Here is a 23,222-nt window from a genome sequence, read left to right on the forward strand (position 1 = left end):
ATATCATCTATTACAGGTGACTTACTTGTAGAACAACATGAAAGATTATTCTTTTTCATAATTAATTTAATTTCCTATCTTGTAATAGACAAAATTATTACCTATTTTAATCTAGAACTTAAATATTTTGACAAAGATTATCTCTATCCTTTTTTTAAAAAAGTTATAGTTGCTTTCTTCACTTTACATATTGTACTGTTTATTTCAGATATTGTTAGTACTTTTCCTCATTTAAATAGCTTTGGGAGTATTTTAGCAGCAATTATTTTTATATGTATGTTATTGTGCTTCTTTGCAATGAACTCTTACAAGGTTCAAGTTGAAAAAGAGATTGCTCTAAAACAAAAGAAATTTGAACAGAAACATTTACAGACTTATACAGATGAAATTGTGGGTTTGTATAATGAAATTCGAGGTTTTCGTCATGACTATGCTGGGATGCTTGTCAGCATGCAAATGGCAATTGACAGTGGAGATTTACAAGAAATTGACAGAATTTACAAGGAAGTCTTAGTAAAAGCAAATCAAAAATTGAGGTCAGAAAAGTATACTTACTTTGATCTAAACAGTATAGAGGACTCAGCTTTACGAAGTGTGATTGCTCAATCAATTGTATATGCACGAAATAATGATGTAGAGTTTACATTGGAAGTAAAAGATGTCATTACTAGATTGTCAATGGATTTACTTGATCTTGTTCGCATCATGAGTATTTTATTAAACAATGCTGTTGAAGGTGCCGCAGATAGTTACTTGAAACAAATGGAAGTTGCAGTTATTAAAATGGATTTTGAAACAGTTATAGTCATCCAGAATTCATGTAAAATTAATATGACGCCTTCAGAAAACTTATTTGCCTTAGGTTTCTCTACAAAGGGAAGAAATAGAGGTCTAGGGCTTAATAATGTCAAAGAGATCTTAGATAAGTATGACAATATTATTTTAGAAACAGAGATGGAAGACAACACATTTAGACAAATTATTAGATTTAAGAGGGAATTTGAATGAAAGTATTAATTTTAGAAGATGTTATTGAGCATCAAGTGAGACTTGAGAGAATATTGAATGAAATCTCTGAGGAATCAAATATTCCTATTTCTTATAAGACAACAGGAAAAGTTCGTGAGTTTAAGGAATATATTGAAAATGATGAAGTAAACCAGCTTTATTTCTTAGATATCGATATTCATGGAATTGAGAAAAAGGGCTTTGAAGTAGCTCAGTTTATCCGTCACCACAATCCTTATGCTATTATTGTCTTTATTACCAGTCGATCTGAATTTGCTACTTTAACTTATAAATACCAGGTATCAGCTCTAGATTTTGTAGACAAAGACATCAATGATGAATTGTTCAAAAAACGTATCGAGCAGAGTATTTTTTACACTAAGAGCATGCTGCTTGAAAACGAAGATGTTGTAGACTATTTTGATTACAACTATAAGGGAAATGATTTGAAAATCCCTTACCATGATATTTTGTATATCGAAACAACAGGTGTTTCTCATAAGTTGCGGATTATTGGTAAGAATTTTGCCAAAGAGTTCTATGGAACAATGACAGATATTCAAGAAAAGGACAAATATACCCAGCGATTTTATTCTCCTCATAAATCTTTCCTAATCAATATTGGAAATGTTAGAGAAATTGATCGAAAGAATCTAGAAGTTGTCTTTTATGAAGATCATCGCTGCCCCATCACTCGTTTGAAAGTTCGCAAACTGAGAGATATTCTGGAGAAAAAATCTAAAAAGTAATTGACAATTAGTAAGAAATTGATATAATGGTTATATCTGCTACAGATAGATGGTCCGTTGGTCAAGGGGTTAAGACACCGCCTTTTCACGGCGGTAACACGGGTTCGAATCCCGTACGGACTATTTTATCCGCCATAGCTCAGTTGGTAGTAGCGCATGACTGTTAATCATGATGTCGTAGGTTCGAGTCCTACTGGCGGAGTCAGATAAAAAGAACACCACCCGGTGTTCTTTTTATTCTTAGTTTGTATCGCCTAACATTTTCATAAGGAAGTCTGTCATTTCTTGCGGGCTTTCTTTTTTTCCGTGAGCAATCCAAGTCTGGCAAACACCAAATAGGGCATTTGTTAGATAAATGCTACTATATTCTAATTCAATTGGATTTAGTTGTAGTTGCATAAAACGTTTCTGAAGATCAGTGCTAAGCATAATATGCAGTTTATTTCTCAAGAAATTTTGGATTTCTTTGGTTCCATTCTCAGATAAAAGAGCAGCCAAAAGTGGCTCAGACTCTAAATATTCAAATACTTCTAAAATAGCATCTCTTTTATGATGAGCATGTTTTTGGAAAATATACTCAAAGGTATGAAAGAGCTCACTTTGGTAATGCTCAATCATATCATACTTATCCTTGTAGTGAGTGTAAAAGCTGGAACGACTGATTTCGGCTTTTTCTGCTAGCTTGACAGTAGAAATTTGATCAAAGGGGTGGTCCATCAATAATTGAACCATGGCATTTTCGATAATACGTTTTGTTTTTAAGCGTTTGTTACTTTCTTTCATAATTCCTCCTTGTACACAAAAATAGACTATATGTCTAAAAAAATATTTTTTACCTTGTAATTTGAATTTTTTTATGTATAATCTATTATATCAAAATTTTAGACAATATGTTTAAAAAAGGAGGAAACATGTTTAAAGAATGGAAAGCAATATTTAAAAAACCGACCTTTATCATTGTAATGATAGGGATTTCTCTCATTCCAGCTTTATACAACATTATATTTTTATCGTCCATGTGGGATCCATATGGTCAAGTATCGGAGTTACCTGTGGCAGTTGTCAATAAAGATAAGGAAGCTTCTTATAATGGACAGAAAATGAGAATTGGTGAAGACATGGTGTCTAATTTAAAAGAAAATAAGGCTTTAGATTTTCACTTTGTTAATGAAGAGGAAGGGGAAAAAGGACTAGAAGATGGTGACTACTACATGGTAGTGACTTTACCAAGTGACTTATCTGAAAAAGCTACTTCTATCCTAACGAATCATCCTGAACAGATGCAGATTGATTATCAGACGTCAAGTGGGCATAGCTTTATTGCAAGTAAGATGAGTGATTCTGCAATGACACAATTAAAACAAACCGTCTCTACTAATGTTACTGAAACGTACACTAAGGCTTTATTTCAAAAAATGAATGATTTGAAGTCTGGAATAAATAAGGCAACTGAGGGAAGTGAACAATTGGCTAATGGAGCCGATCAGTTGGTGACGGGAAGTCAAACGTTGACGACAAATCTTAATACTCTAGCTAATTCAACTGTAACTTTTTCAAATGGAGCAGATCAATTTACAAAAGGCTTATCTAGCTATGTGTCTGCTATAGAGCAATTACATATTGGTTTAGGGACTTTTAATAGTGGTTTACAAAGTTATACAAATGCCGTTTCACAGGTTGACACAGGACTTGGTCAATTAGCTTCAAAAACTCCTGAGTTGGTGACAGGTGTAAATCAGCTAAATACAGGTATAAAGTCCTATACAGGTGGTGTTTCACAACTGGATACAGGTCTCAATCAATTTTCAGTTGGTGTAAATGCTTATACAAGTAGTGTGAAAGAACTTTCTAACGGAACAAGTCAATTATCCAATCAATCAGATACACTAAGAGATGGAATGGAGCAATTAAATACTGGTATTAAAGAAATTTCAAGCCAATTAGAGTCCTCATCTCAACAAAATGAAGAAATAGCGCAATTGGCAACAAGCTTAGGAGAACTAAATAAAACACTACAAGCTCTTACAATATCAGATAATACTCAACTGAAAAGTACATTGTCAGAAGCTTTGCCAAATATAACAACTCTTGCTCAGGATATTGTGACTAAAAGTCAGACAGAACAAGAGAAAACTCTTGCTAACCTTCAATCAACAGCTACTTATCAATCTCTTACAGAGGAACAAAAGAAAGAACTGACAGAAGCTATTTCTAAAAATTCTAATTCTACTATTGAGTCAGCAAAAACAATTTTAACGACAGTAGGGGGATTGAAAGAAAGTATAGAGAATTCAGAACAACAAGTAACTAATCTATCTGATGTGCAGACGAAAGCAAATCAACTCTTACCTGTAGTATCTAGCTCCTTGACAACATTGTCAAATGGATTTACAACATTGAAAACTACTGTAGACAATCAGTTAGTTCCTGGAAGTCAGTCAATTAAAAAAGGAGTTGTAAACTACACTAAAGGACTGGATACTATTTCTATAGGTGCTAATCAACTAAGTGAAAAGAATGTAAGTTTAACAACTAGTCTGGATCAATTAGTTTCTGGATCAAGTAAGTTGACAGAAAACACAACAACCTTGACAGCTGGAGTAGATGCGCTAGCTGGAAAAGCTCCAGAATTAGTATCAGGTATAGAAAGTTTGTCAACTGGTTCTGATCAATTGAATAATAAGAGTCCAGAGCTAATAGCAGGTCTTACTAAATTACAATTTGGCTCTGGTCAATTAACAGATAAATCAACACAGTTACTTTCTGCAGCATCTCAACTAGGAAGTGGCGCTATGAAGATTGCAGATGGTGCTGGAAAACTAGCAGAAGGTGGAACACCCTTAACCTCTGGTCTTGAAGATTTGCAGACAGGAGTTGATTCATTAGGAAAAGGATTAGGCAATGCGAATGATCAACTCAAATCAGCTTCAACAGAATCTAAAAATGCAGAAACATTATCTGAACCTCTAGTTCTCTCAAAAACAGATAACGACCAAGTTCCTGTAAATGGGATTGCCATGGCTCCTTATATGATATCAGTTGCTCTTTTTGTTGCTGCTATATCTACCAATATGATTTTTGCTAAGTTGCCTTCTGGACGTCATCCAGAGAGTCGTTGGGCTTGGTTGAAGTCTCGCTCTGAAATAAATGGGATTATAGCTGTCTTAGCAGGTGTTTTAGTTTATGGAGGTGTCCATCTTATTGGATTGACTGCGAACCATGAGATGAGAACCTTGATTCTAATTATAATCACAAGTTTAGCTTTCATGTCTATGGTAACAGCTTTAACAACTTGGAATAGCCGTTTAGGAGCTTTCTTCTCTCTTATTTTACTATTATTACAGTTAGCATCAAGTGCAGGGACTTATCCACTTGCCTTGACAAATGATTTCTTCAAAGGTGTCAATCCTTGGTTACCAATGAGTTACTCGGTATCAGGCTTACGACAAACAATCTCTATGACAGGAAATATTCATCACCAAGTAATTTTCCTTATTATAACACTAGCTTTCTTTACTGCTTTAGGTATGCTAGCTTATCAACCTAAGAAGATGCAAGAAGATTAAAAAAATCGACCAGTTACTTGGTCGATTTTTTATGTCATAGATGAATTTCGTTTGTAATTATAGATTCCAAAAAGTAGAAGGGCAGTTATGGAGCAGACTGCTCCAATAACAAAACCATTGGGAATAAAAGAAAGTGTAATGGTTCCCTTTCCTCTTGGAACATCGACCTTCATAAAACCAGTCTGAGCCTGCTTGATTTCAAGTTTTTCTCCATCTTGGTATGCAGACCAACCTTTGTCATAAGGGATAGTGAAGAAAATAGAGGTATCTTGTTTTACTTCATATGTAGCAAAGACTTTATTTTTAGAGGTGGATACTTCTACAGGTTGTTCTTTAATCTTTTGAATTGCCTCAGTAAGAGCCTGAGTATCTAAACGATAGAAGGTTGGAGATTCAAATGACACCTGAGAATTTCCAGGGAAACTAACACTGATATCGAAAGTTTTTTGTTCTTCAGTATAACCTAAATTAAAGAAATTAAAAGCATTGTCAGTTGTAAAAGTCTTTTTTTCACCGTTGACAAGGATGTCAACTTTCTTTTGCTTATCGTTTGTAAAATGAAGATTTGAAAAAGAGAGATAGACTTGGCTATTTTGAGGAACCTCAATTTGATAATCAATCTTTGCATCTTCATTCGCAGAACCTGTGATGCTTGTTAAACCTTCAGAATTATCTGTTTTATCATATGCTATTGGATAGAAGTAATCTAAGTTGAGATTAGCAAGCTGGTTTATAAATAAAGCCTGGTTATCTAGAGTGTGATTATTAAAGTTTACATCTGTGTAAATAGATTGAGTGGCAAAGGCAATGGGTAAAGAGAGTTGATTTTTATATAAGGTTAAATGGTCCTTTTGATAAATCTCTTGAAAGCCATACTTATCAAGTGAATTTTCAGAAATATTGTACTGGATTCCAAATAAACTATCTGCTAAAAGACTATTATTTGCATAACGGAGATTGAGGTTGGTTCCAGAGGATTTGAATCCCAGTTTGTCCAAACTAGTGCTAGCTGAACGATTTCGTACAGACGAAAATTGAGAGATTCCATTGTAGTTAAATTTCATACTGTCATTCCCAGTCTGAATTTGCAGTTTTTCAGTACGTGTAAATGGATTGTCAATTTGGTTTAGAATGGATTCCATAGCAGTGATATCTCTATTATAGGCGCTACGAGAAGCAAAGGCCCATTCTTTAGCTATTCCTTCCATTTGAGATGAAGCATTTAAGCTTATCTCAGCTGTTATAAATAAAGACAAAAGAATTGCAAATAGATTTACAGAGATAAATTTTCTAATGACTGCAAGAAGTAAAAGAGCATAAACCAGGAGAAATTCAAGGGTGAGTAGGATATTCAAATCTGTTAAAAAAGAATAATGTGATTTAAAGTATACAGTAGCCAAAAACCCTGTCAGTACAAGAAAAAGTGAGACAAATAGATTCCAGAGCTTCAGTTCTTTCAGACGATTTAAGACTTCTGCTGCAGTATAAATTAACAGAGTGGAAAAAATCCAAGCATAGCGATGCAAAAACATATTTGGGGTATGCATCCCTTGCCAAAACAAATCAAGTGCCTCTATGTAAAAGCTTGATATTAAAAAAATAAAGAAAATTACATAGGTAAGTTTCACGTGAAACCTTATGGATTTTATTGTGAAAAATAGAATGGTTAAAATAAAAGGAAGCAATCCAACAAAAATCATTGGTATAGCTCCATACTTAGTTGTATCAAAAGATCCAATGAATTGTTTTGCGAAAATATCCAGATACCAGCTACTGTCTGTCTTTAATTTTGTGATGGCAGTTAACTTCTCCCCATGAGTTTGTAAATCAAACAATGTAGGAAGAGTCATGATCAAACTAGCCATTCCTGCTAAAAAGGAGGTAATAACAAAATCAAGAAAAGATGATTTTCGAGTTTTAAAGTCCCAAGAAATTTGACAGAGATACCAAAAAATAAGAAACAATGCTGTCATATATCCAAAATAATAGTTTTGAATAAACAAGATTGACAGACTTGTAAAGTATAGTAGGCGCTTCTTTTCTGTTATAAGCATGTGTAAGCCAGTTATAATTAAAGGAATCAAGATGAAAACATCTAACCAGGTTTTTATCTCTAACTGACTGACAGTGAAGCTCATTAAAGCATAGGAAGTTGATAAGGCCAGTTTTAAAGGCTGAGGGATAGATTGAAATAATTTATTTAAACTAAAGTAGGTTGACAGACCAATCAATCCAAATTTTAAAAGAGTTGTCAGATAAACAGCATCTGGCATATTCGACAGATTAAAAAAGTAAACCAGAGGCGAGAGAAAACTACCCAAGTAATAACTAGATAGAGCATAGAAATTTAGTCCGAGGCCACTTGTAAAGGTGTAAAACAAACTACCATTTCCATGTAGAATATTCCGTAAAGTCACATCAAAAATAACGTATTGATGGAAACCATCTCCTAATAGTGGAGATGTATCGCTATTCCAGTAGATACCTTGAGTTAGGTATACTCCGGTCATAATTACTAAAGGAATGATGAAAGAAACAAAATAGGTCCAATATGTTTTAAAAAATGATTTCATGTTACCTCGTAGAATGATAGAAAACTCAGTTGGCTACCCCAACTGAGTTTTGAAGTCTTATTTAGTCTTTCCAAAGTTCTTTGACTTTTGCTTGTACTTCTGCATTTTCTAGGAATTCATCGTAGGTTTCATCGATACGATCGATGACGCCATTCTTAGACAAAACAATAATATGGTTTGCCAAAGTTTGAATGAACTCGTGGTCATGACTAGCAAAGATGATTGATTCTTTAAAGTTTTTCAATCCATCGTTCAAGCTTGAGATAGATTCCAAATCCAAGTGATTTGTTGGATCATCAAGTACAAGGACGTTTGATTTCAAGAGCATAAGTTTTGAAAGCATAACACGCACTTTTTCTCCCCCTGACAAGACGTTTACAGGTTTGTTAACCTCATATCCAGAGAAGAGCATACGACCAAGGAAACCACGTAGGAAGGTATTGTCATCTTCTTCTTTACTTGCAAATTGACGCAACCAGTCAAGGATTGACTCTCCCCCTGCAAAATCAGCCGAGTTATCTTTTGGCAAGTAAGAACGGCTAGTAGTAACTCCCCACTTGACAGTTCCTTCATAGTCGATGTCACCCATGATTGCACGAATTAATGCAGTCGTTTGGATGTCATTTTGTCCAATAAGAGCTGTCTTATCACCTGGACGCAAGATGAAATTAATATTGTCTAGGATAGTTTCACCATCAATCTTTACAGTTAGATTTTCTACTGTCAAGAGATCATTACCAATCTCACGTTCTGCTTTAAAGTTGATAAATGGATATTTACGACTAGATGGCACAATCTCTTCTAATTCAATCTTGTCAAGCATTTTTTTACGAGACGTTGCTTGTCTTGACTTAGAAGCGTTGGCAGAGAAGCGAGCAACGAATTCTTGCAATTGCTTAATTTTTTCTTCTGCCTTGGCATTACGGTCTGCTAGCAATTTAGCAGCAAGCTCAGAAGATTCCTTCCAGAAGTCGTAGTTTCCGACATAGAGTTTGATTTTTCCAAAGTCAAGGTCGGCCATATGAGTACACACTTTGTTGAGGAAGTGACGGTCGTGGGATACAACGATAACGGTGTTATCAAAGTCAATCAAGAAATCTTCTAACCAAGTAATAGACTGGATATCAAGACCGTTGGTCGGCTCGTCCAAAAGAAGAACATCAGGTTTACCAAATAAGGCTTTAGCAAGGAGAACCTTCACTTTTTCACCATTGGCCAATTCGCTCATGTTTTGGTAGTGCAATTCTTCTGGAATATTTAGGTTTTGAAGTAATTGAGATGCTTCACTTTCTGCTTCCCAACCTCCAAGTTCGGCAAATTCACCTTCAAGTTCAGCTGCACGAACACCGTCCTCGTCTGAGAAATCTTCCTTCATGTAAATAGCATCTTTTTCTTTCATGATGCTATATAGTTTTTCATTTCCCATGATAACGACATCAATTGCACGTTCATCTTCATAGTCAAAGTGATTTTGACGAAGAACAGAGAGACGTTCATCTGGACCAAGAGAAATGTGACCAGTTGTAGGTTCGATATCACCAGCTAAAATTTTTAAGAATGTAGACTTCCCAGCACCATTAGCACCAATTAATCCGTATGTATTTCCTTCTGTAAATTTGATGTTGACATCATCAAAAAGTTTGCGATCACTAAAACGTAGTGAAACATCAGATACTGTAAGCAATGTTTTTCTCCTATAATATGTAATACATTTATTCTACTAGAAAAGAGAGAAATATTCAAATTTTTCTTTGTCAATTTTATGTCAATTAAGTTTACAGTTATATTTACAGCGAATTGGCTCTTTGATTTAAATAATTTTCTGTTATTTTAACAAAAAAATGCTATAATTGAAGAGACCATTTCGAAGGAGAAAAAAATGACGAAACCTATTATTTTAACAGGAGATCGCCCAACAGGAAAACTGCATATTGGACATTATGTTGGGAGTCTTAAAAATAGAGTATTGCTGCAGGAAGAAGACAAGTATGACATGTTTGTTTTTTTGGCGGACCAACAAGCCTTGACAGATCACGCCAAAGACCCTCAAACGATTGTAGAATCGATTGGGAATGTTGCCTTGGATTATCTAGCAGTTGGATTGGATCCAAGTAAATCAACTATCTTTATTCAAAGCCAGATTCCAGAGTTGGCTGAACTATCTATGTACTATATGAATCTAGTTTCATTAGCACGTTTGGAGCGCAATCCTACAGTGAAAACAGAGATTGCTCAGAAAGGGTTTGGAGAAAGTATTCCGACAGGATTTTTGGTATATCCAATCGCGCAAGCAGCTGATATCACAGCCTTTAAGGCTAATTATGTTCCTGTAGGAACGGACCAAAAACCAATGATTGAACAGACTCGTGAAATTGTTCGTTCTTTTAACAACGCATATAACTGTGATGTCTTGGTGGAACCGGAAGGTATTTATCCAGAAAATGAGAGAGCAGGGCGTTTGCCTGGTTTAGATGGGAATGCCAAGATGTCTAAATCCCTTAATAATGGTATTTATCTAGCTGATGATGCGGATACCTTGCGTAAAAAAGTCATGAGCATGTATACTGATCCGAACCATATTCGAGTCGAGGATCCAGGTAAGATTGAAGGAAATATGGTTTTCCATTATCTAGATGTGTTTGGTCGTCCTGAAGATGCTCAAGACATTGCAGAGATGAAAGAACACTATCAACGTGGTGGTCTTGGTGATGTAAAGACGAAACGCTATCTACTTGAAATATTAGAACGGGAACTTGGCCCTATTCGTGAGCGCCGTATCGAATTTGCTAAGGATATGGGAGAAGTGTACAATATGCTTCAAAAAGGTAGTGAAAAAGCACGTGAAGTTGCGGGTCAAACCCTATCTGAGGTTAAAGGAGCAATGGGACTAAATTATTTTAAATAATAGATAAAATATGAACTATAAAACTATTTCTTCTTTAAAATAAGAGGGATAGTTTTTTATTTATTCTCTTATAAATTTAATTGACAAATTTTCATAGAATGGTATGATAGATACAATACAAAAAGAGTCAAGCTCAAAAAGAAAGAAAAGAGGAAACTTCAATGTCTAATTGGGATACTAAATTTTTAAAAAAAGGTTTTACCTTTGATGATGTATTGCTCATTCCAGCAGAAAGTCATGTGTTGCCTAATGATGCAGATTTAACAACAAAATTGGCAGATAATCTGACTTTAAATATCCCAATTATAACAGCCGCGATGGATACAGTCACAGAAAGTCAAATGGCCATTGCTATTGCTCGTGCAGGTGGTCTTGGAGTAATCCATAAAAATATGTCTATTGCGCAACAGGCAGATGAAGTTCGCAAGGTAAAACGTTCTGAAAATGGTGTTATTATTGATCCATTCTTCTTGACTCCAGAACACACTATTGCTGAAGCGGACGAACTGATGGGACGCTACCGTATCAGTGGTGTTCCAGTTGTGGAGACACTTGAAAATCGTAAATTGGTTGGTATTCTAACAAACCGAGATCTTCGCTTTATTTCAGATTACAATCAGCCAATCTCAAACCATATGACTAGTGAAAATCTTGTTACTGCTCCTGTTGGTACAGATCTTGCAACAGCTGAAAGCATTCTTCAAGAACACCGTATTGAAAAACTTCCTTTGGTTGATGAAGAAGGTCGTCTCTCTGGCTTGATTACTATTAAAGATATCGAAAAAGTAATTGAATTTCCTAATGCAGCAAAAGATGAGTTTGGTCGTCTTCTAGTTGCTGGAGCGGTGGGTGTCACTTCAGATACATTTGAACGTGCCGAAGCCCTTTTTGAAGCAGGTGCTGATGCAATTGTTATTGATACTGCGCATGGTCATTCTGCAGGTGTTCTACGTAAAATTGCTGAAATTCGTGCTCACTTCCCAGACCGCACTTTGATTGCGGGTAATATTGCTACTGCTGAAGGTGCGCGTGCTCTTTATGATGCAGGTGTAGATGTTGTCAAAGTCGGTATCGGACCAGGTTCTATCTGTACTACTCGTGTGATTGCGGGTGTCGGAGTTCCTCAAGTTACAGCAATCTATGATGCAGCAGCAGTTGCGCGTGAATATGGAAAAACAATCATTGCAGATGGTGGAATCAAGTACTCTGGAGATATTGTAAAAGCCCTTGCTGCAGGTGGAAATGCAGTTATGCTTGGATCAATGTTTGCTGGAACAGATGAAGCGCCAGGTGAAACAGAAATCTTCCAAGGACGTAAGTTTAAGACTTACCGTGGTATGGGTTCAATCGCTGCAATGAAGAAAGGTTCAAGTGACCGTTACTTCCAAGGTTCTGTCAATGAAGCAAACAAACTCGTTCCAGAAGGAATTGAAGGTCGTGTTGCCTATAAAGGCGCAGCAGCTGATATTGTCTTCCAAATGATTGGTGGTATTCGCTCTGGTATGGGTTACTGTGGTGCAGCTAACCTTAAAGAATTGCATGACAACGCTCAATTTATTGAAATGTCTGGGGCTGGTCTAAAAGAAAGCCATCCTCATGATGTACAAATCACTAATGAGGCGCCAAACTACTCTATGTAAGAAGTAGAAAAGAACTCCTGAAAATCAGGAGTTCTTTTTGTTTACAAAAGTGTCAAGTTTGGTTTACAGAAATTTTACCATTTTGGATATTGAAGATACTAAGATTTTCTGGCAAATTTTGCAAGTGGTCTAAACTTGTTGTTGTGATAAAGGTTTGGATAGATTGAGAAATGGTTTCTAGTAATTTTAGTTGCCGTGTATTGTCAAGTTCGCTCATAACATCATCAAGCAGTAGTATCGGAGACTCGTTGGTAATACTTTCCATTAGCTCAATCTCTGCTAGTTTGATAGAAAGTACAAGACTACGATGTTGACCTTGGCTTCCAAAACTAGCGTCCATACCATTGATATAGAAAGTAATGTCATCTCGATGAGGGCCGACACCAGTATTCTTTTTAAATAAATCTCTTGATCTACTCTTCTCTAAAGCCATTTTAAAAGAATCCATTAAGACTTCTTCATTAGTGAAGTTGACAGTTGATTGATAAGATATTGACAACTCTTCTGATTGATTTGAAATTTCTAAGTGTTTTTTTTGACCAAATTTCTCTAAGTCTTTAATGAATTTTATCCGATGCTTTATGACGCGGCAACCATACTCTACTAACTGATCATCTAAGACCGACAAAAATGTTTCGTCAATCTTTTGACTGGATTTTAGGTAAGTATTTCTTTGCTTGAGTATATGGTTATAGTTTGACAGGTCTGACAAGTAGATTGGTTTAATTTGTCCCAGTTCTATATCTATAAACTTTCGACGAACGGAGGGCGCTCCTTTAATTAACTGGAGATCTTCAGGTGCGAAGAGAACCACATTCATATGTCCGATATAGTCTGAGAGGCGAGCTTGTTTTAAGTGATTGACTTTAGTCACACGCCCTTTTGGTATTAAATCAATTTCTAGAGGGATAGAGCCTGTTTTTTTCTGTAGTAATCCAGAAAGATGGAGTTGTTCTTCATCAAAATGAATGAGATTTTTATCTGTCCGAGTACGATGACTACGTGTCAAGGCTAAGAAATAGATTGCTTCGAGAATATTAGTCTTTCCTTGTGCATTTTGACCTAAAAAGATGTTTAATTTTGGATTAAAATCAATTTTTGCCTCTTTGTAATTTCGAAAGGTCTTAATTGTTAAATGTTGAAGCCACATAGTTATCTTCCTGGAAAACGTGGAGCTTGTTTGGCTTTAGGTGATGAAGTAGTTTTTTGTTTTTCTTTCTTTACACCCTTGTTCATCTCTTTGACAAGTTTAGCAATCCGCTCTTTTTCAATCTTATCTGCTTGGTATTCTTCTTGCTCTTTTAAACTTGGTTGTGTCAAGGTGATGTCAATTTTTAAATCAGGGATGTCAATCGTATCTCCAATACGGATTTTTTTCCCACGTCTACTTTCTAATTCACCATTAAAGTAAACTTGATGCTCTATTAGAAAGGATTTGATAGCACCGCCGCTTTGTATAATTCCAAGCTCTTTTAGGAGAGCTTGGAGCGTAATAAATTCTTCAAATAATTTGTATTCCATAATTCACCTCAATCTAAGGTATTATACCATATTTTCCCTGAAATAACTGAAGGAAAGTCAGTCAAAATGAAAACGATTTTACTCTTTAAAGCTATAAAGAGAACAAGAAAAATTTTGATTTTCGTGGTATAATAGAACTCTATATGTAAGGAGGTAAGATATGGAGTTAGTGCCTGGAATTTCAGCACATTTTGTTCAATCCAAAAAGTTTAAAACAAATAAAATCACTGTTCGTTTTACTGCTCCCTTATCTCTTGAGACAATAGCAGGCCGCATGTTAAGTGCGAGTATGTTGGAGACGGCAAATCAAGTTTACCCAACATCACAAGCATTTCGCAGATATTTGGCAAGTTTGTATGGAACAGATATTTCTACGAGTGCTTATCGTAGGGGACAGGCACATATTCTTGACTTAACATTTACCTACGTGCGGGATGAGTTTTTGAGTAAAAAAAATTTCTTGACTTCTCGAATTTTGGAATTGGTGAAACAGACTTTATTTGCTCCCTTAGTTGTAGATGGAGCCTTTGAACCAACCTTATTTGAAATTGAAAGAAAACAGTTATTGGCCAGTTTGGCTACTGATATGGATGATTCATTTTATTTTGCTCATAAGGAGTTGGATAGCTTGTTCTTCCGTGATGAGCGTCTTCAATTGAGATACAGTGATTTACGAAATCGCATTTCAAATGAGTCTCCGGAAAGTAGCTACACTTGCTTTCAAGATGCTCTGAAAAATGATCGAATTGATTTCTTTTTCTTGGGTGATTTTAATGAAGTAGAAGTGAAGGAGTGGTTGAGGTCATTCTCCTTTACTGGGCGTCAAATCGATGTCAAGCCTCAGTACCAACAACCATATTCAAATGTCCTTCGGGAAGGAATGGTTCGTAAGAATGTGGGCCAATCTGTTTTGGAATTGGCTTACCATTGTTCTACGAGCTATGGAGACAAGCATCATTTGGCCATGGTAGTAATGAATGGTCTATTAGGTGGTTTTGCTCACTCTAAGCTTTTTACAAATGTTCGGGAAAATGCTGGTCTAGCTTACACTATCTCCAGTCAATTGGATTTATTTAGTGGTCAATTGAGGATGTATGCTGGCATTGATCGGGAAAAGCGCAATCAAGCTAGGAAGTTGATGAATCATCAATTACTTGAACTAAAGAAAGGTAATTTTACAGATTTGGAGATTGAACAGACTAAGGAGATGATTCGCAGAACCTTATTGCTTGCGCAAGATAGTCAGAGCTCACTAATCGAGCGAGTTTACTTGAATAGTTTGTTAGGGAAATCTACATCAGATTTTGACAATTGGATTGAAAAATTAAATCAAGTTGATAAAGAAGCTATCTGCAAAGCAGCAAATAGTGTTCGGTTACAAGCGATATACTTTATGGAAGGAATAGAATGACACCAGTTACCTTTGAAGAAAAATACTATCCTGCTGTAAAGGAGACGGTTTATCAGACTCGTCTATCAAATGGATTGACAGTGTCTCTCCTTCCTAAGAAACAATTTAATGAAGTTTACGGAGTTGTAACAGTTCGATTTGGATCAGTAGACACAAGCTTTACACTATCTAAAAAAGGTTTACAGTGTTATCCAGCTGGAATTGCACATTTTCTTGAACATAAACTATTTGAGAGAGAAAATGCTGAAGATATTATGGAGTCTTTTACACGCTTGGGAGCTGATAGCAATGCTTTTACAAGTTTTACAAAGACGAGCTATTTGTTTTCAACAATAGATCATTTATCAGAAAATTTGGATTTGCTTGAGGAGTTGGTAACAGTTGCTCATTTTACAGAAGAGTCAGTTGAGAGAGAGAGGGAAATTATCCAACAGGAACGTGAGATGTACCAAGATGATCCAGATTCGCGTCTGTTTTTTGCAACATTAGCAAATCTTTATCCCAATACTCCTCTGGCAGCAGATATTGTTGGAAGTGAAAAGTCAATTAACAATATCCAGCTAAATGACTTAAAAAATAACTTTACAGCCTTTTACAAACCTGTAAATATGTCTTTGTTTTTAGTTGGGAATTTTGATGTAGATACAGTTGAGAACTATTTTTCGCAAAAGAAACTTAGAAACTTGGAAGAAATGGTAGTAAGGAAGGAGAAGCTTACTTTACAAGCTGTCAAAGAAACAGATAACCTTCGGATGGAAGTCTCTTCACCAAAAATTGCTGTTGGAATTAGGGGAGCAGGTGAGGTGGCAGCAGAAGATTGCTACCGTTATAATATTTTGCTAAAATTATTGTTTACGATGATGTTTGGTTGGACTTCTGAGCGATTTCAAAAGTTATATGAGAATGGGAAGTTAGATGCGTCATTGTCACTTGAGGTTGAAGTCAACAGTCGCTTTCATTTTGTGATGTTGACGATGGAAACGAAAGAACCTGTTTCGTTGTCTCATCAATTTCGAAAGGCTATTCTCAACTTTACGAAAGATTCAGATCTTACAGAGGAACATCTCGATCTTGTTAAGAGTGAGATGTTTGGGGAATTTTTTAGTAGTATGAACTCCTTGGAGTTTATTGCGACACAGTATGAACCAGTCGACAGAGGAGAAACTATTTTTGATTTACCAAAAATTTTACAAGAAATTACTTTAGACGATGTTCTTGAAGCAGGTCATCGTTTGATAGATGGTGGTAATCTAGTTGATTTTACAATCTTTCCAGCTTAAAAGATTAAGTAACCCTAGAAAGAAGGAATGCTAAGTATGAGAAAAAAAACAATTGGTGAGGTTCTGCGTCTAGCCAGAATTAATCAGGGATTGAGTATAGAAGAACTGCAGGCAAAAACGGATATTCAGATGAATTTATTAGAAGCTATGGAGGCTGATGATTTTGATCAACTTCCTAGTTCATTTTATGCTCGTTCTTTTTTAAGAAAATATGCCTGGGCGGTTGAATTGGACGAGCGAATCATTTTGGATGCCTATGATTCGGGAAGCATGATTACCTACGAAGAGGTAGATGTTGATGAAGAAGACTTGTCTGGTCGCAGACGATCAAATAAGAAAAAAACGTCTTATCTCCCCTTGTTTTATTTCGTTCTATTTGCTTTGTCGATTTTAATTTTTGTGACTTATTATGTTTGGAATTATATCCAGACTCAACCAACGCGTCCTTCTTCGCCTAATTATAGTGTTGTTAGCTCAACTAGTTCCACAACCTCTTCTAGTTCATCTTCTAGCAGTCAGACGTCTAGCTCATCTTCTTCTTCAGCATCAACTATTACAGTTTCGGGTGAAGGAAACCGCATTGAAGCTCGTTATAAAACGAATAAGGATACAGCTACTGTTCAACTGGCAGTTTCGGATGCAACTAGCTGGGTTAGTGTCTCAGGAAGTGAACTTGAAGGTGGTGTGACCCTGTCGTCAGACAATAAAAACGCAAAAACAACAGTTTCGACGAAAGAACCTGTGACGATTACTTTGGGTGTAGTGAAGGGAGTTACTTTAACTGTGGATAATCAAACAATCGATACCTCGAAGCTGACAACTCAGACTGGAACTGTGACACTTACATTCACTACAGATTAAGGAAAAACCAATGAAAAAAGAACAAATCCCTAATGTATTAACAATTGGTAGAATTCTCTTTATACCTCTCTTTATTCTTATTTTGACTTTGGGCCATTCACAAGGCAGTCACCTGCTGGCAGCGATTATCTTTGCAGTTGCTAGTGTAACAGATTATCTTGATGGCTACCTTGCTCGTAAATGGAATGTGGTTAGCAACTTTGGAAAGTTTGCAGATCCAATGGCGGATAAGTTGCTGGTTATGTCAGCTTTCATCATGTTGATTGAGTTAGGTATGGCTCCAGCTTGGGTTGTTGCTATTATCATCTGTCGTGAACTCGCTGTGACAGGCCTACGTCTGTTGCTCGTTGAGACGGGTGGAACGGTTCTGGCGGCAGCAATGCCTGGGAAAATCAAGACCTTCAGTCAAATGTTTGCGATTATCTTTTTGCTCTTACATTGGAATTTAATTGGGCAACTGCTGCTTTATACAGCTTTGTTTTTCACTATCTACTCTGGTTATGATTATTTTAAGGGTAGCGCTCATGTATTCAAAGGAACATTTGGTTCGAAATGAAATCGATTATTGAAGTAAAAAATCTGTCTTTTCGTTATAAGGAAGATCAAGATCATTATGATGTTAATAATGTCTCGTTTCACGTGAAACGTGGGGAGTGGCTCTCAATTGTAGGTCATAATGGGAGTGGAAAGTCAACAACTATTCGTTTGATTGATGGTTTGCTTGAAGCAGAGTCTGGAGAAATCTGGATAGATGACCAACTGCTGTCTTCTGAGAATGTTTGGGACTTGCGTCGACAAATTGGTATGGTTTTTCAAAATCCAGATAATCAATTTGTGGGGGCAACTGTTGAAGATGATGTTGCTTTTGGCCTAGAAAACCAGGGACTTCCTCGTGAAGAAATGAAGAAGAGAGTGGCTGAATCTTTGGAGTTAGTGGGTATGCTGGACTTTAACAAGAGAGAACCAGCTCGCTTATCTGGTGGACAAAAACAACGTGTGGCTATTGCAGGAGTTGTTGCCTTGAGACCAGCTATTTTGATTCTGGACGAGGCTACAAGTATGTTGGATCCCGAGGGGCGCAGAGAACTGACTCAGACTGTTCAAGAGATTCGAAAAGACTACCAGATGACAGTCATCTCCATTACGCACGACTTAGAAGAAGTTGCGATGAGTGATCGTGTCTTGGTCATGAAAAAAGGCCAAGTGGAGTCAACCAGCAGTCCAAGAGAACTTTTTTCTCGGGATGACCTTGACCAGATAGGGTTAGATGAGCCTTTTACTAATCAATTGAGAGAATCTTTGAGAGAGACTGGTTATCAGTTGCCGGATGGATATTTGACAGAAGGAGAGCTAGAGGACAAGTTATGGGAATTACTCTAGAAAATGTGAGCTTTACCTATCAAGAGGGGACACCCCTATCTTCATCAGCCTTGACTGATGTTTCTTTGACGATTGATGATAATTCCTATACAGCTTTAGTAGGGCACACAGGTAGTGGGAAGTCAACGATTTTACAGCTTTTAAATGGCCTATTGGTACCAAGTAAGGGTTCTGTTCGAATTTTCGATACTGTCATTACTCCTATATCAACCAATAAAGAAATTCGCCAGATTCGAAAGCAAGTCGGTCTAGTGTTTCAATTTGCTGAAAATCAGATTTTTGAAGAGACTGTTTTGAAAGATGTTGCATTTGGACCGCAAAATTTTGGAGTTTCTGAGGAAGAGGCCAAGAAAATTGCGCGTGAAAAGTTAGCCTTGGTAGGCATTGATGAGTCACTTTTTGAGCGCAGTCCTTTTGAACTTTCGGGTGGCCAGATGAGACGTGTGGCTATAGCAGGTATGCTAGCGATGGAGCCAACTGTCTTAGTTTTGGATGAGCCGACAGCTGGACTAGATCCTTTGGGCAGAAAAGAATTGATGTCCTTGTTTAAAAAACTCCACCTTTCTGGAATGACAATCGTTCTGGTAACGCATTTGATGGATGATGTAGCTGAGTATGCTGATCAGGTCTACGTTATGGAAAAGGGGAGCTTAGTCAAAAGTGGTAAACCGAGCGAAGTTTTCCAAGATGTAGCCTTTATGGAAAATGTGCAGTTAGGTGTGCCTAAAATCACAGCCTTTTGCAAACGTTTGGCAGATAGAGGTATAGCTTTTAAAAAACTGCCAATCAAGATAGAGGAGTTTAAGGAGTCGCTAAATGGATAGTATGATTTTAGGGCGTTATATACCAGGAGATTCCATCATTCATCGCTTGGATCCCCGTAGTAAATTGCTCGCTATGATCCTGTTGATTTTGATTGTATTTTGGGCCAATAATCCCCTTGCCAATCTCATTCTTTTTGTAGCGACAGGTATATTTATCGCTTTGTCGGGTGTTTCTCTCTCATTTTTCGTTCAGGGATTAAAGTCCATGTTCTTCTTGATTGCCTTTACGACTCTATTTCAACTCTTTTTCATTTCAAGTGGAAATGTCCTATTTGAGTTTTCTTTTATAAGAATAACGGATTATGCGTTGCAACAAGCTGGAATCATTTTCTGTCGTTTTGTGTTGATTATTTTCTTTTCAACCTTGCTAACCTTAACGACCATGCCTTTGAGTCTGGCAGCTGCAGTTGAAGCTCTTTTAGCACCGCTGAAACGCGTGAAAGTTCCCGTTCATGAAATTGGTCTCATGTTATCAATGAGTTTGCGTTTTGTTCCAACCTTGATGGATGACACAACGCGAATTATGAATGCTCAAAAAGCCCGTGGAGTTGACTTTGGCGAAGGTAGCATCGTTCAAAAAGTAAAGGCTATGATTCCGATTTTAATTCCTCTTTTTGCGACGAGCTTAAAGCGTGCAGATTCATTGGCAATTGCCATGGAAGCGCGTGGTTATAAGGGAGGAAAGGGTAGAAGTCAGTATAGACAGTTGAGATGGAGTCAAAAGGATACACTGGCGATTCTTGTGATTCTGGTGCTGGGATGTCTCTTATTTTTCTTAAAATCTTAGTGGATTTGTAAGATTGATAAAAAATCACAGTAGTAGATCTTTAGTAAAAAGGTAGGAATATGAACCGTTTTAAAAAATCAAAATATCTAATCATCGTTTTTGTCACAGTTCTGGCAGTTTCTGTACTATTAGTGACAACCTATTCAAGTGCTATTGTGACAAAACTAGGAGATGGGATTTCTTTAGTAGATAGAATTGTTCAAAAACCCTTTCAATGGTTTGATACTTTCAAATCGGATTTGGGCCATTTGACGCAGACTTACAATGAAAACGAGAGTCTAAAAAAACAACTCTATCAATTAGAGGTGGAGTCTAATCAATCAGAACGTTTAAAAACAGAAAATGAACAACTACGTCAGTTGCTAGAGATGAAGTCAAAATTGCAGGCTACAAAAACCCTAGCAGCAGATGTGATTATGCGTGCTCCAGTATCTTGGAAGCAAGAGTTAACAATTGATGTAGGAAGTTTAAAAGGAGCTTCTGAAAATATGTTGGCCATTGCAAACGGGGGCTTGGTTGGTAGTGTTTCAAAGGTGGAAGATCATTCAACAACTGTCAATCTTTTAACCAACGCTGAAAACACGGATAAGATCTCTGTTAAAATCCAACACGGTTCTACTGAAATTTACGGAATTATCGTTGGTTATGACAAGGAATCTGAACTGCTTAAAATCAGTCAATTAAATAGTAATAGTGACATCAGTGCTGGAGACAAGGTGACTACAGGTGGGCTAGGAAACTTTAATGTCAAAGATATTCCTGTTGGAGAGATTGTTGGTACAACGCACAGCAGTGACTATCTAACACGAGAGGTAACTGTAAAGTTAAGTGCTGATATCAAAGATCTTCATGTGGTAGAGTTAGTGGGGAATTAGCAATGAGATTGTTAAAACAAATTGGTATTTTCTTTTTACTCCCTTTTGTTGTGCTAATTGATGCTCATATTGGACAACTGGTGGGATCCTTTTTCCCCCACTTTCATTTAGCCAGTCATTTTCTGTTTTTGTTTCTCTTATTTGAGACAATTGAGGTTTCAGAATATCTCTACCTAGTCTATTGTTTTATAGTGGGTTTGGTTTACGATATCTATTTTTTCCACTTGATTGGAATTGCCACGCTTTTGTTTATCTTGATAGGTGCTTCGCTCCACAAGTTCAATAGCGTGATTTTGACAAATCGTTGGACAAGGATGTTGACCATTATTGTGATCAGTTTTCTGTTTGATATGGGGAGCTATCTTTTGGCTCTTGCCGTAGGACTGACTGTAGATTCCATGCCGGTATTCATCGTCTATAGCCTTGTCCCATCAATGATTCTGAACTTCTTATGGATTGTCATTTTTCAATTTATTTTTGAAAAAATTTATCTATAAGAAAGAAATATAAATGTAACAAAGGCGTAATATTTATTATGTCTTTTTTTGGTATACTAGTAATGTCTCAAATAGAAGGAGTATCGACAGAATATGAAGAAAAAAATCTTAGCGTCACTTTTGTTAAGTACAGTATTGGTCTCACAAACAGCAGTATTGACAACTGTTCGTGCAGAAACAACTGATGAAAAAATTGCTGCTCAAGATAATAAAATTAGCAGTTTAACAGCGCAACAACAAGAAGCTCAAAAGCAAGTGGATCAAATCCAAGGTCAAGTTTCAACAATTCAAGCAGAGCAAGCAAGCTTGCAATCCGAAAACGAAAAATTACAAGCTGAATCTAAAAAACTTGAAGGAGAAATTACAGAGCTTTCTAAAAATATCGTGGCTCGTAATGCTTCTTTAGAAAAACAAGCACGTAGCGCACAGACAAATGGAGCTGCGACTAGCTACATTAATACAATTGTAAACTCAAAATCAATCACAGAAGCCATTTCGCGTGTTGCTGCAATGAGCGAGATTGTATCGGCTAACAACAAAATGTTGGAGCAACAAAAGGCTGATAAAAAAGCAATTTCTGATAAACAAGTAGCCAATAATGAAGCAATTAATACAGTTATTGCTAACCAACAAAAATTGGCTGACGATGCGCAGGCATTGACAACTAAGCAAGCTGAGTTGAAGGTGGCAGAGTTGAATCTTGCTGCTGAGAAAGCTACTGCAGAAGGTGAAAAAGCTAGTTTGTTGGAGCAGAAAGCAGCAGCAGAGGCAGAAGCACGTGTCGCTGCAGAAGCAGAAGCAGCTTACAAAGCGCGTCAAACAAGCCAACAACAATCAGTAGTTGCTTCAGGAAATACAAGCTTCTCAGCTCAAGTACAAGCAACATCAACAACTGACGAGGAAGATTCAAGCTACACTCCGGCACCTGCGCCAGCGCCTGCTAGACAACGTCCAACTTACAGCTCAAATGCTTCAAGTTATCCAACTGGTGAATGTACTTGGGGAGCTAAAACATTAGCACCTTGGGCTGGAGATTACTGGGGTAACGGAGCGCAGTGGGCTACAAGTGCAGCAGCTGCAGGATTCCGTACAGGATCAACTCCACAAGTTGGTGCGATTGCATGTTGGAATGACGGTGGATATGGACACGTAGCGGTTGTTACAGCAGTTTCATCATCAACTAGCATTCAAGTATCAGAATCAAACTATGGTGGAGATCGTACAATCGGTAACAAACGTGGATGGTTCAACCCAACTACAACTTCTGAAGGTTACGTAACATACATCTATCCAAACTAATGAATGAAATAAAGAGGCTCGATTTGAGTCTCTTTTCTTTTTTAGT

The 23,222-nt window shown here is 36.9% G+C and carries 20 protein-coding genes and 2 tRNA genes; 17 read left to right on the forward strand and 5 right to left on the reverse strand.

Annotated features, from left to right (window positions below; translation table 11 throughout):
• From D8852_RS01240 to D8852_RS01255, 4 genes are all read left to right on the forward strand, one after another.
• Window positions 1-1,008, forward strand: a 1,008-nt coding sequence (locus D8852_RS01240; RefSeq protein ID WP_125833806.1) for a GHKL domain-containing protein, incomplete at its 5' end; no start/stop codon positions are given.
• Window positions 1,005-1,757, forward strand: coding sequence for a competence system response regulator transcription factor ComE (gene comE / locus D8852_RS01245; protein WP_084974735.1), 753 nt, complete (start codon window positions 1,005-1,007; stop codon window positions 1,755-1,757). The genes D8852_RS01240 and comE, both read left to right, overlap by 4 nt.
• Before the next feature lie 51 nt (window positions 1,758-1,808).
• Window positions 1,809-1,880 (forward strand) — tRNA-Glu (locus tag D8852_RS01250).
• 5 nt (window positions 1,881-1,885) lie between these two features.
• Window positions 1,886-1,959 (forward strand) — tRNA-Asn (locus D8852_RS01255).
• A 38-nt stretch (window positions 1,960-1,997) separates the two neighbouring features.
• Here D8852_RS01255 and D8852_RS01260 read toward each other — a convergent pair.
• Complete coding sequence (locus tag D8852_RS01260; protein WP_125424906.1) at window positions 1,998-2,540, reverse strand: TetR/AcrR family transcriptional regulator; 543 nt, start codon at window positions 2,538-2,540, stop codon at window positions 1,998-2,000.
• A 128-nt stretch (window positions 2,541-2,668) separates the two neighbouring features.
• On the opposite strand from D8852_RS01260, the gene D8852_RS01265 reads away from it, so the two are divergent.
• Window positions 2,669-5,323, forward strand: a complete 2,655-nt coding sequence (locus D8852_RS01265; RefSeq protein ID WP_125424907.1) for a YhgE/Pip domain-containing protein — start codon at window positions 2,669-2,671, stop codon at window positions 5,321-5,323.
• Window positions 5,324-5,352: 29 nt separating this feature from the next.
• On the opposite strand, the gene D8852_RS01270 is transcribed toward D8852_RS01265, so the two are convergent.
• Both D8852_RS01270 and D8852_RS01275 read right to left on the reverse strand, forming a co-directional pair.
• Window positions 5,353-7,896, reverse strand: coding sequence for a YfhO family protein (locus D8852_RS01270; protein ID WP_125424908.1), 2,544 nt, complete (start codon window positions 7,894-7,896; stop codon window positions 5,353-5,355).
• Window positions 7,897-7,957: 61 nt separating this feature from the next.
• Window positions 7,958-9,580: an ATP-binding cassette domain-containing protein gene (locus tag D8852_RS01275; protein WP_125424909.1), complete on the reverse strand. Its 1,623-nt coding sequence runs from the start codon at window positions 9,578-9,580 to the stop codon at window positions 7,958-7,960.
• 195 nt (window positions 9,581-9,775) lie between these two features.
• Here D8852_RS01275 and trpS point away from each other — a divergent pair, with 195 nt between their 5' ends.
• Together trpS and guaB are read left to right on the forward strand one after the other, a co-directional pair.
• Window positions 9,776-10,801: a tryptophan--tRNA ligase gene (gene trpS, locus D8852_RS01280; RefSeq protein WP_125424910.1), complete on the forward strand. Its 1,026-nt coding sequence runs from the start codon at window positions 9,776-9,778 to the stop codon at window positions 10,799-10,801.
• Window positions 10,802-10,962: 161 nt separating this feature from the next.
• Complete coding sequence (gene guaB, locus D8852_RS01285) at window positions 10,963-12,441, forward strand: IMP dehydrogenase (RefSeq protein ID WP_000073416.1); 1,479 nt, start codon at window positions 10,963-10,965, stop codon at window positions 12,439-12,441.
• A 52-nt stretch (window positions 12,442-12,493) separates the two neighbouring features.
• On the opposite strand, the gene recF is transcribed toward guaB, so the two are convergent.
• Together recF and yaaA are read right to left on the reverse strand one after the other, a co-directional pair.
• Window positions 12,494-13,591, reverse strand: coding sequence for a DNA replication/repair protein RecF (recF, locus tag D8852_RS01290; protein WP_125424911.1), 1,098 nt, complete (start codon window positions 13,589-13,591; stop codon window positions 12,494-12,496).
• Window positions 13,592-13,593: 2 nt separating this feature from the next.
• Window positions 13,594-13,962: a S4 domain-containing protein YaaA gene (yaaA, locus tag D8852_RS01295; RefSeq protein ID WP_000455878.1), complete on the reverse strand. Its 369-nt coding sequence runs from the start codon at window positions 13,960-13,962 to the stop codon at window positions 13,594-13,596.
• Between the two features lie 160 nt (window positions 13,963-14,122).
• Here yaaA and yfmF point away from each other — a divergent pair, with 160 nt between their 5' ends.
• From yfmF to pcsB, 10 genes are all read left to right on the forward strand, one after another.
• The gene (gene yfmF / locus D8852_RS01300) at window positions 14,123-15,373 is read left to right on the forward strand and encodes an EF-P 5-aminopentanol modification-associated protein YfmF (protein WP_000424579.1); all 1,251 of its coding nucleotides are present in this window, start codon (window positions 14,123-14,125) and stop codon (window positions 15,371-15,373) included.
• Entirely contained in the window at window positions 15,370-16,653 is a 1,284-nt protein-coding gene (gene yfmH, locus D8852_RS01305; RefSeq protein ID WP_000189299.1) for an EF-P 5-aminopentanol modification-associated protein YfmH, read from the forward strand. The genes yfmF and yfmH overlap by 4 nt, the downstream gene beginning before the upstream one ends.
• 36 nt (window positions 16,654-16,689) lie before the next feature.
• Entirely contained in the window at window positions 16,690-17,514 is an 825-nt protein-coding gene (gene rodZ / locus D8852_RS01310) for a cytoskeleton protein RodZ (protein WP_001227951.1), read from the forward strand.
• A gap of 10 nt (window positions 17,515-17,524) precedes the next feature.
• Window positions 17,525-18,070, forward strand: coding sequence for a CDP-diacylglycerol--glycerol-3-phosphate 3-phosphatidyltransferase (gene pgsA, locus D8852_RS01315; RefSeq protein ID WP_000712152.1), 546 nt, complete (start codon window positions 17,525-17,527; stop codon window positions 18,068-18,070).
• Window positions 18,067-18,894 (forward strand): energy-coupling factor ABC transporter ATP-binding protein, encoded by an 828-nt coding sequence (locus D8852_RS01320; protein ID WP_000835741.1) that lies wholly within the window; start codon window positions 18,067-18,069, stop codon window positions 18,892-18,894. Before pgsA ends, D8852_RS01320 begins: the two co-directional genes overlap by 4 nt.
• Window positions 18,879-19,718, forward strand: a complete 840-nt coding sequence (locus tag D8852_RS01325) for an energy-coupling factor transporter ATPase (protein ID WP_000513201.1) — start codon at window positions 18,879-18,881, stop codon at window positions 19,716-19,718. Before D8852_RS01320 ends, D8852_RS01325 begins: the two co-directional genes overlap by 16 nt.
• On the forward strand, window positions 19,711-20,505 hold the full coding sequence (locus D8852_RS01330; RefSeq protein ID WP_000377877.1) for an energy-coupling factor transporter transmembrane component T family protein: 795 nt from the start codon (window positions 19,711-19,713) through the stop codon (window positions 20,503-20,505). Before D8852_RS01325 ends, D8852_RS01330 begins: the two co-directional genes overlap by 8 nt.
• A gap of 59 nt (window positions 20,506-20,564) precedes the next feature.
• Window positions 20,565-21,380 carry a rod shape-determining protein MreC gene (gene mreC, locus D8852_RS01335; protein WP_001078969.1) on the forward strand — a complete coding sequence of 272 codons (816 nt, stop codon included), beginning with the start codon at window positions 20,565-20,567 and terminating at the stop codon, window positions 21,378-21,380.
• 2 nt (window positions 21,381-21,382) lie between these two features.
• A complete protein-coding gene (gene mreD, locus D8852_RS01340; RefSeq protein WP_001237919.1) occupies window positions 21,383-21,877 on the forward strand; it encodes a rod shape-determining protein MreD in 495 nt (164 codons plus the stop codon).
• Between the two features lie 93 nt (window positions 21,878-21,970).
• Complete coding sequence (pcsB, locus tag D8852_RS01345; RefSeq protein ID WP_125424913.1) at window positions 21,971-23,176, forward strand: peptidoglycan hydrolase PcsB; 1,206 nt, start codon at window positions 21,971-21,973, stop codon at window positions 23,174-23,176.
• Window positions 23,177-23,222: the final 46 nt, after the last annotated feature.

Origin of the sequence: Streptococcus mitis (assembly GCF_003942695.1) — a bacterium.
GTDB classification, from domain to species: Bacteria; Bacillota; Bacilli; order Lactobacillales; family Streptococcaceae; genus Streptococcus; species Streptococcus mitis_BD.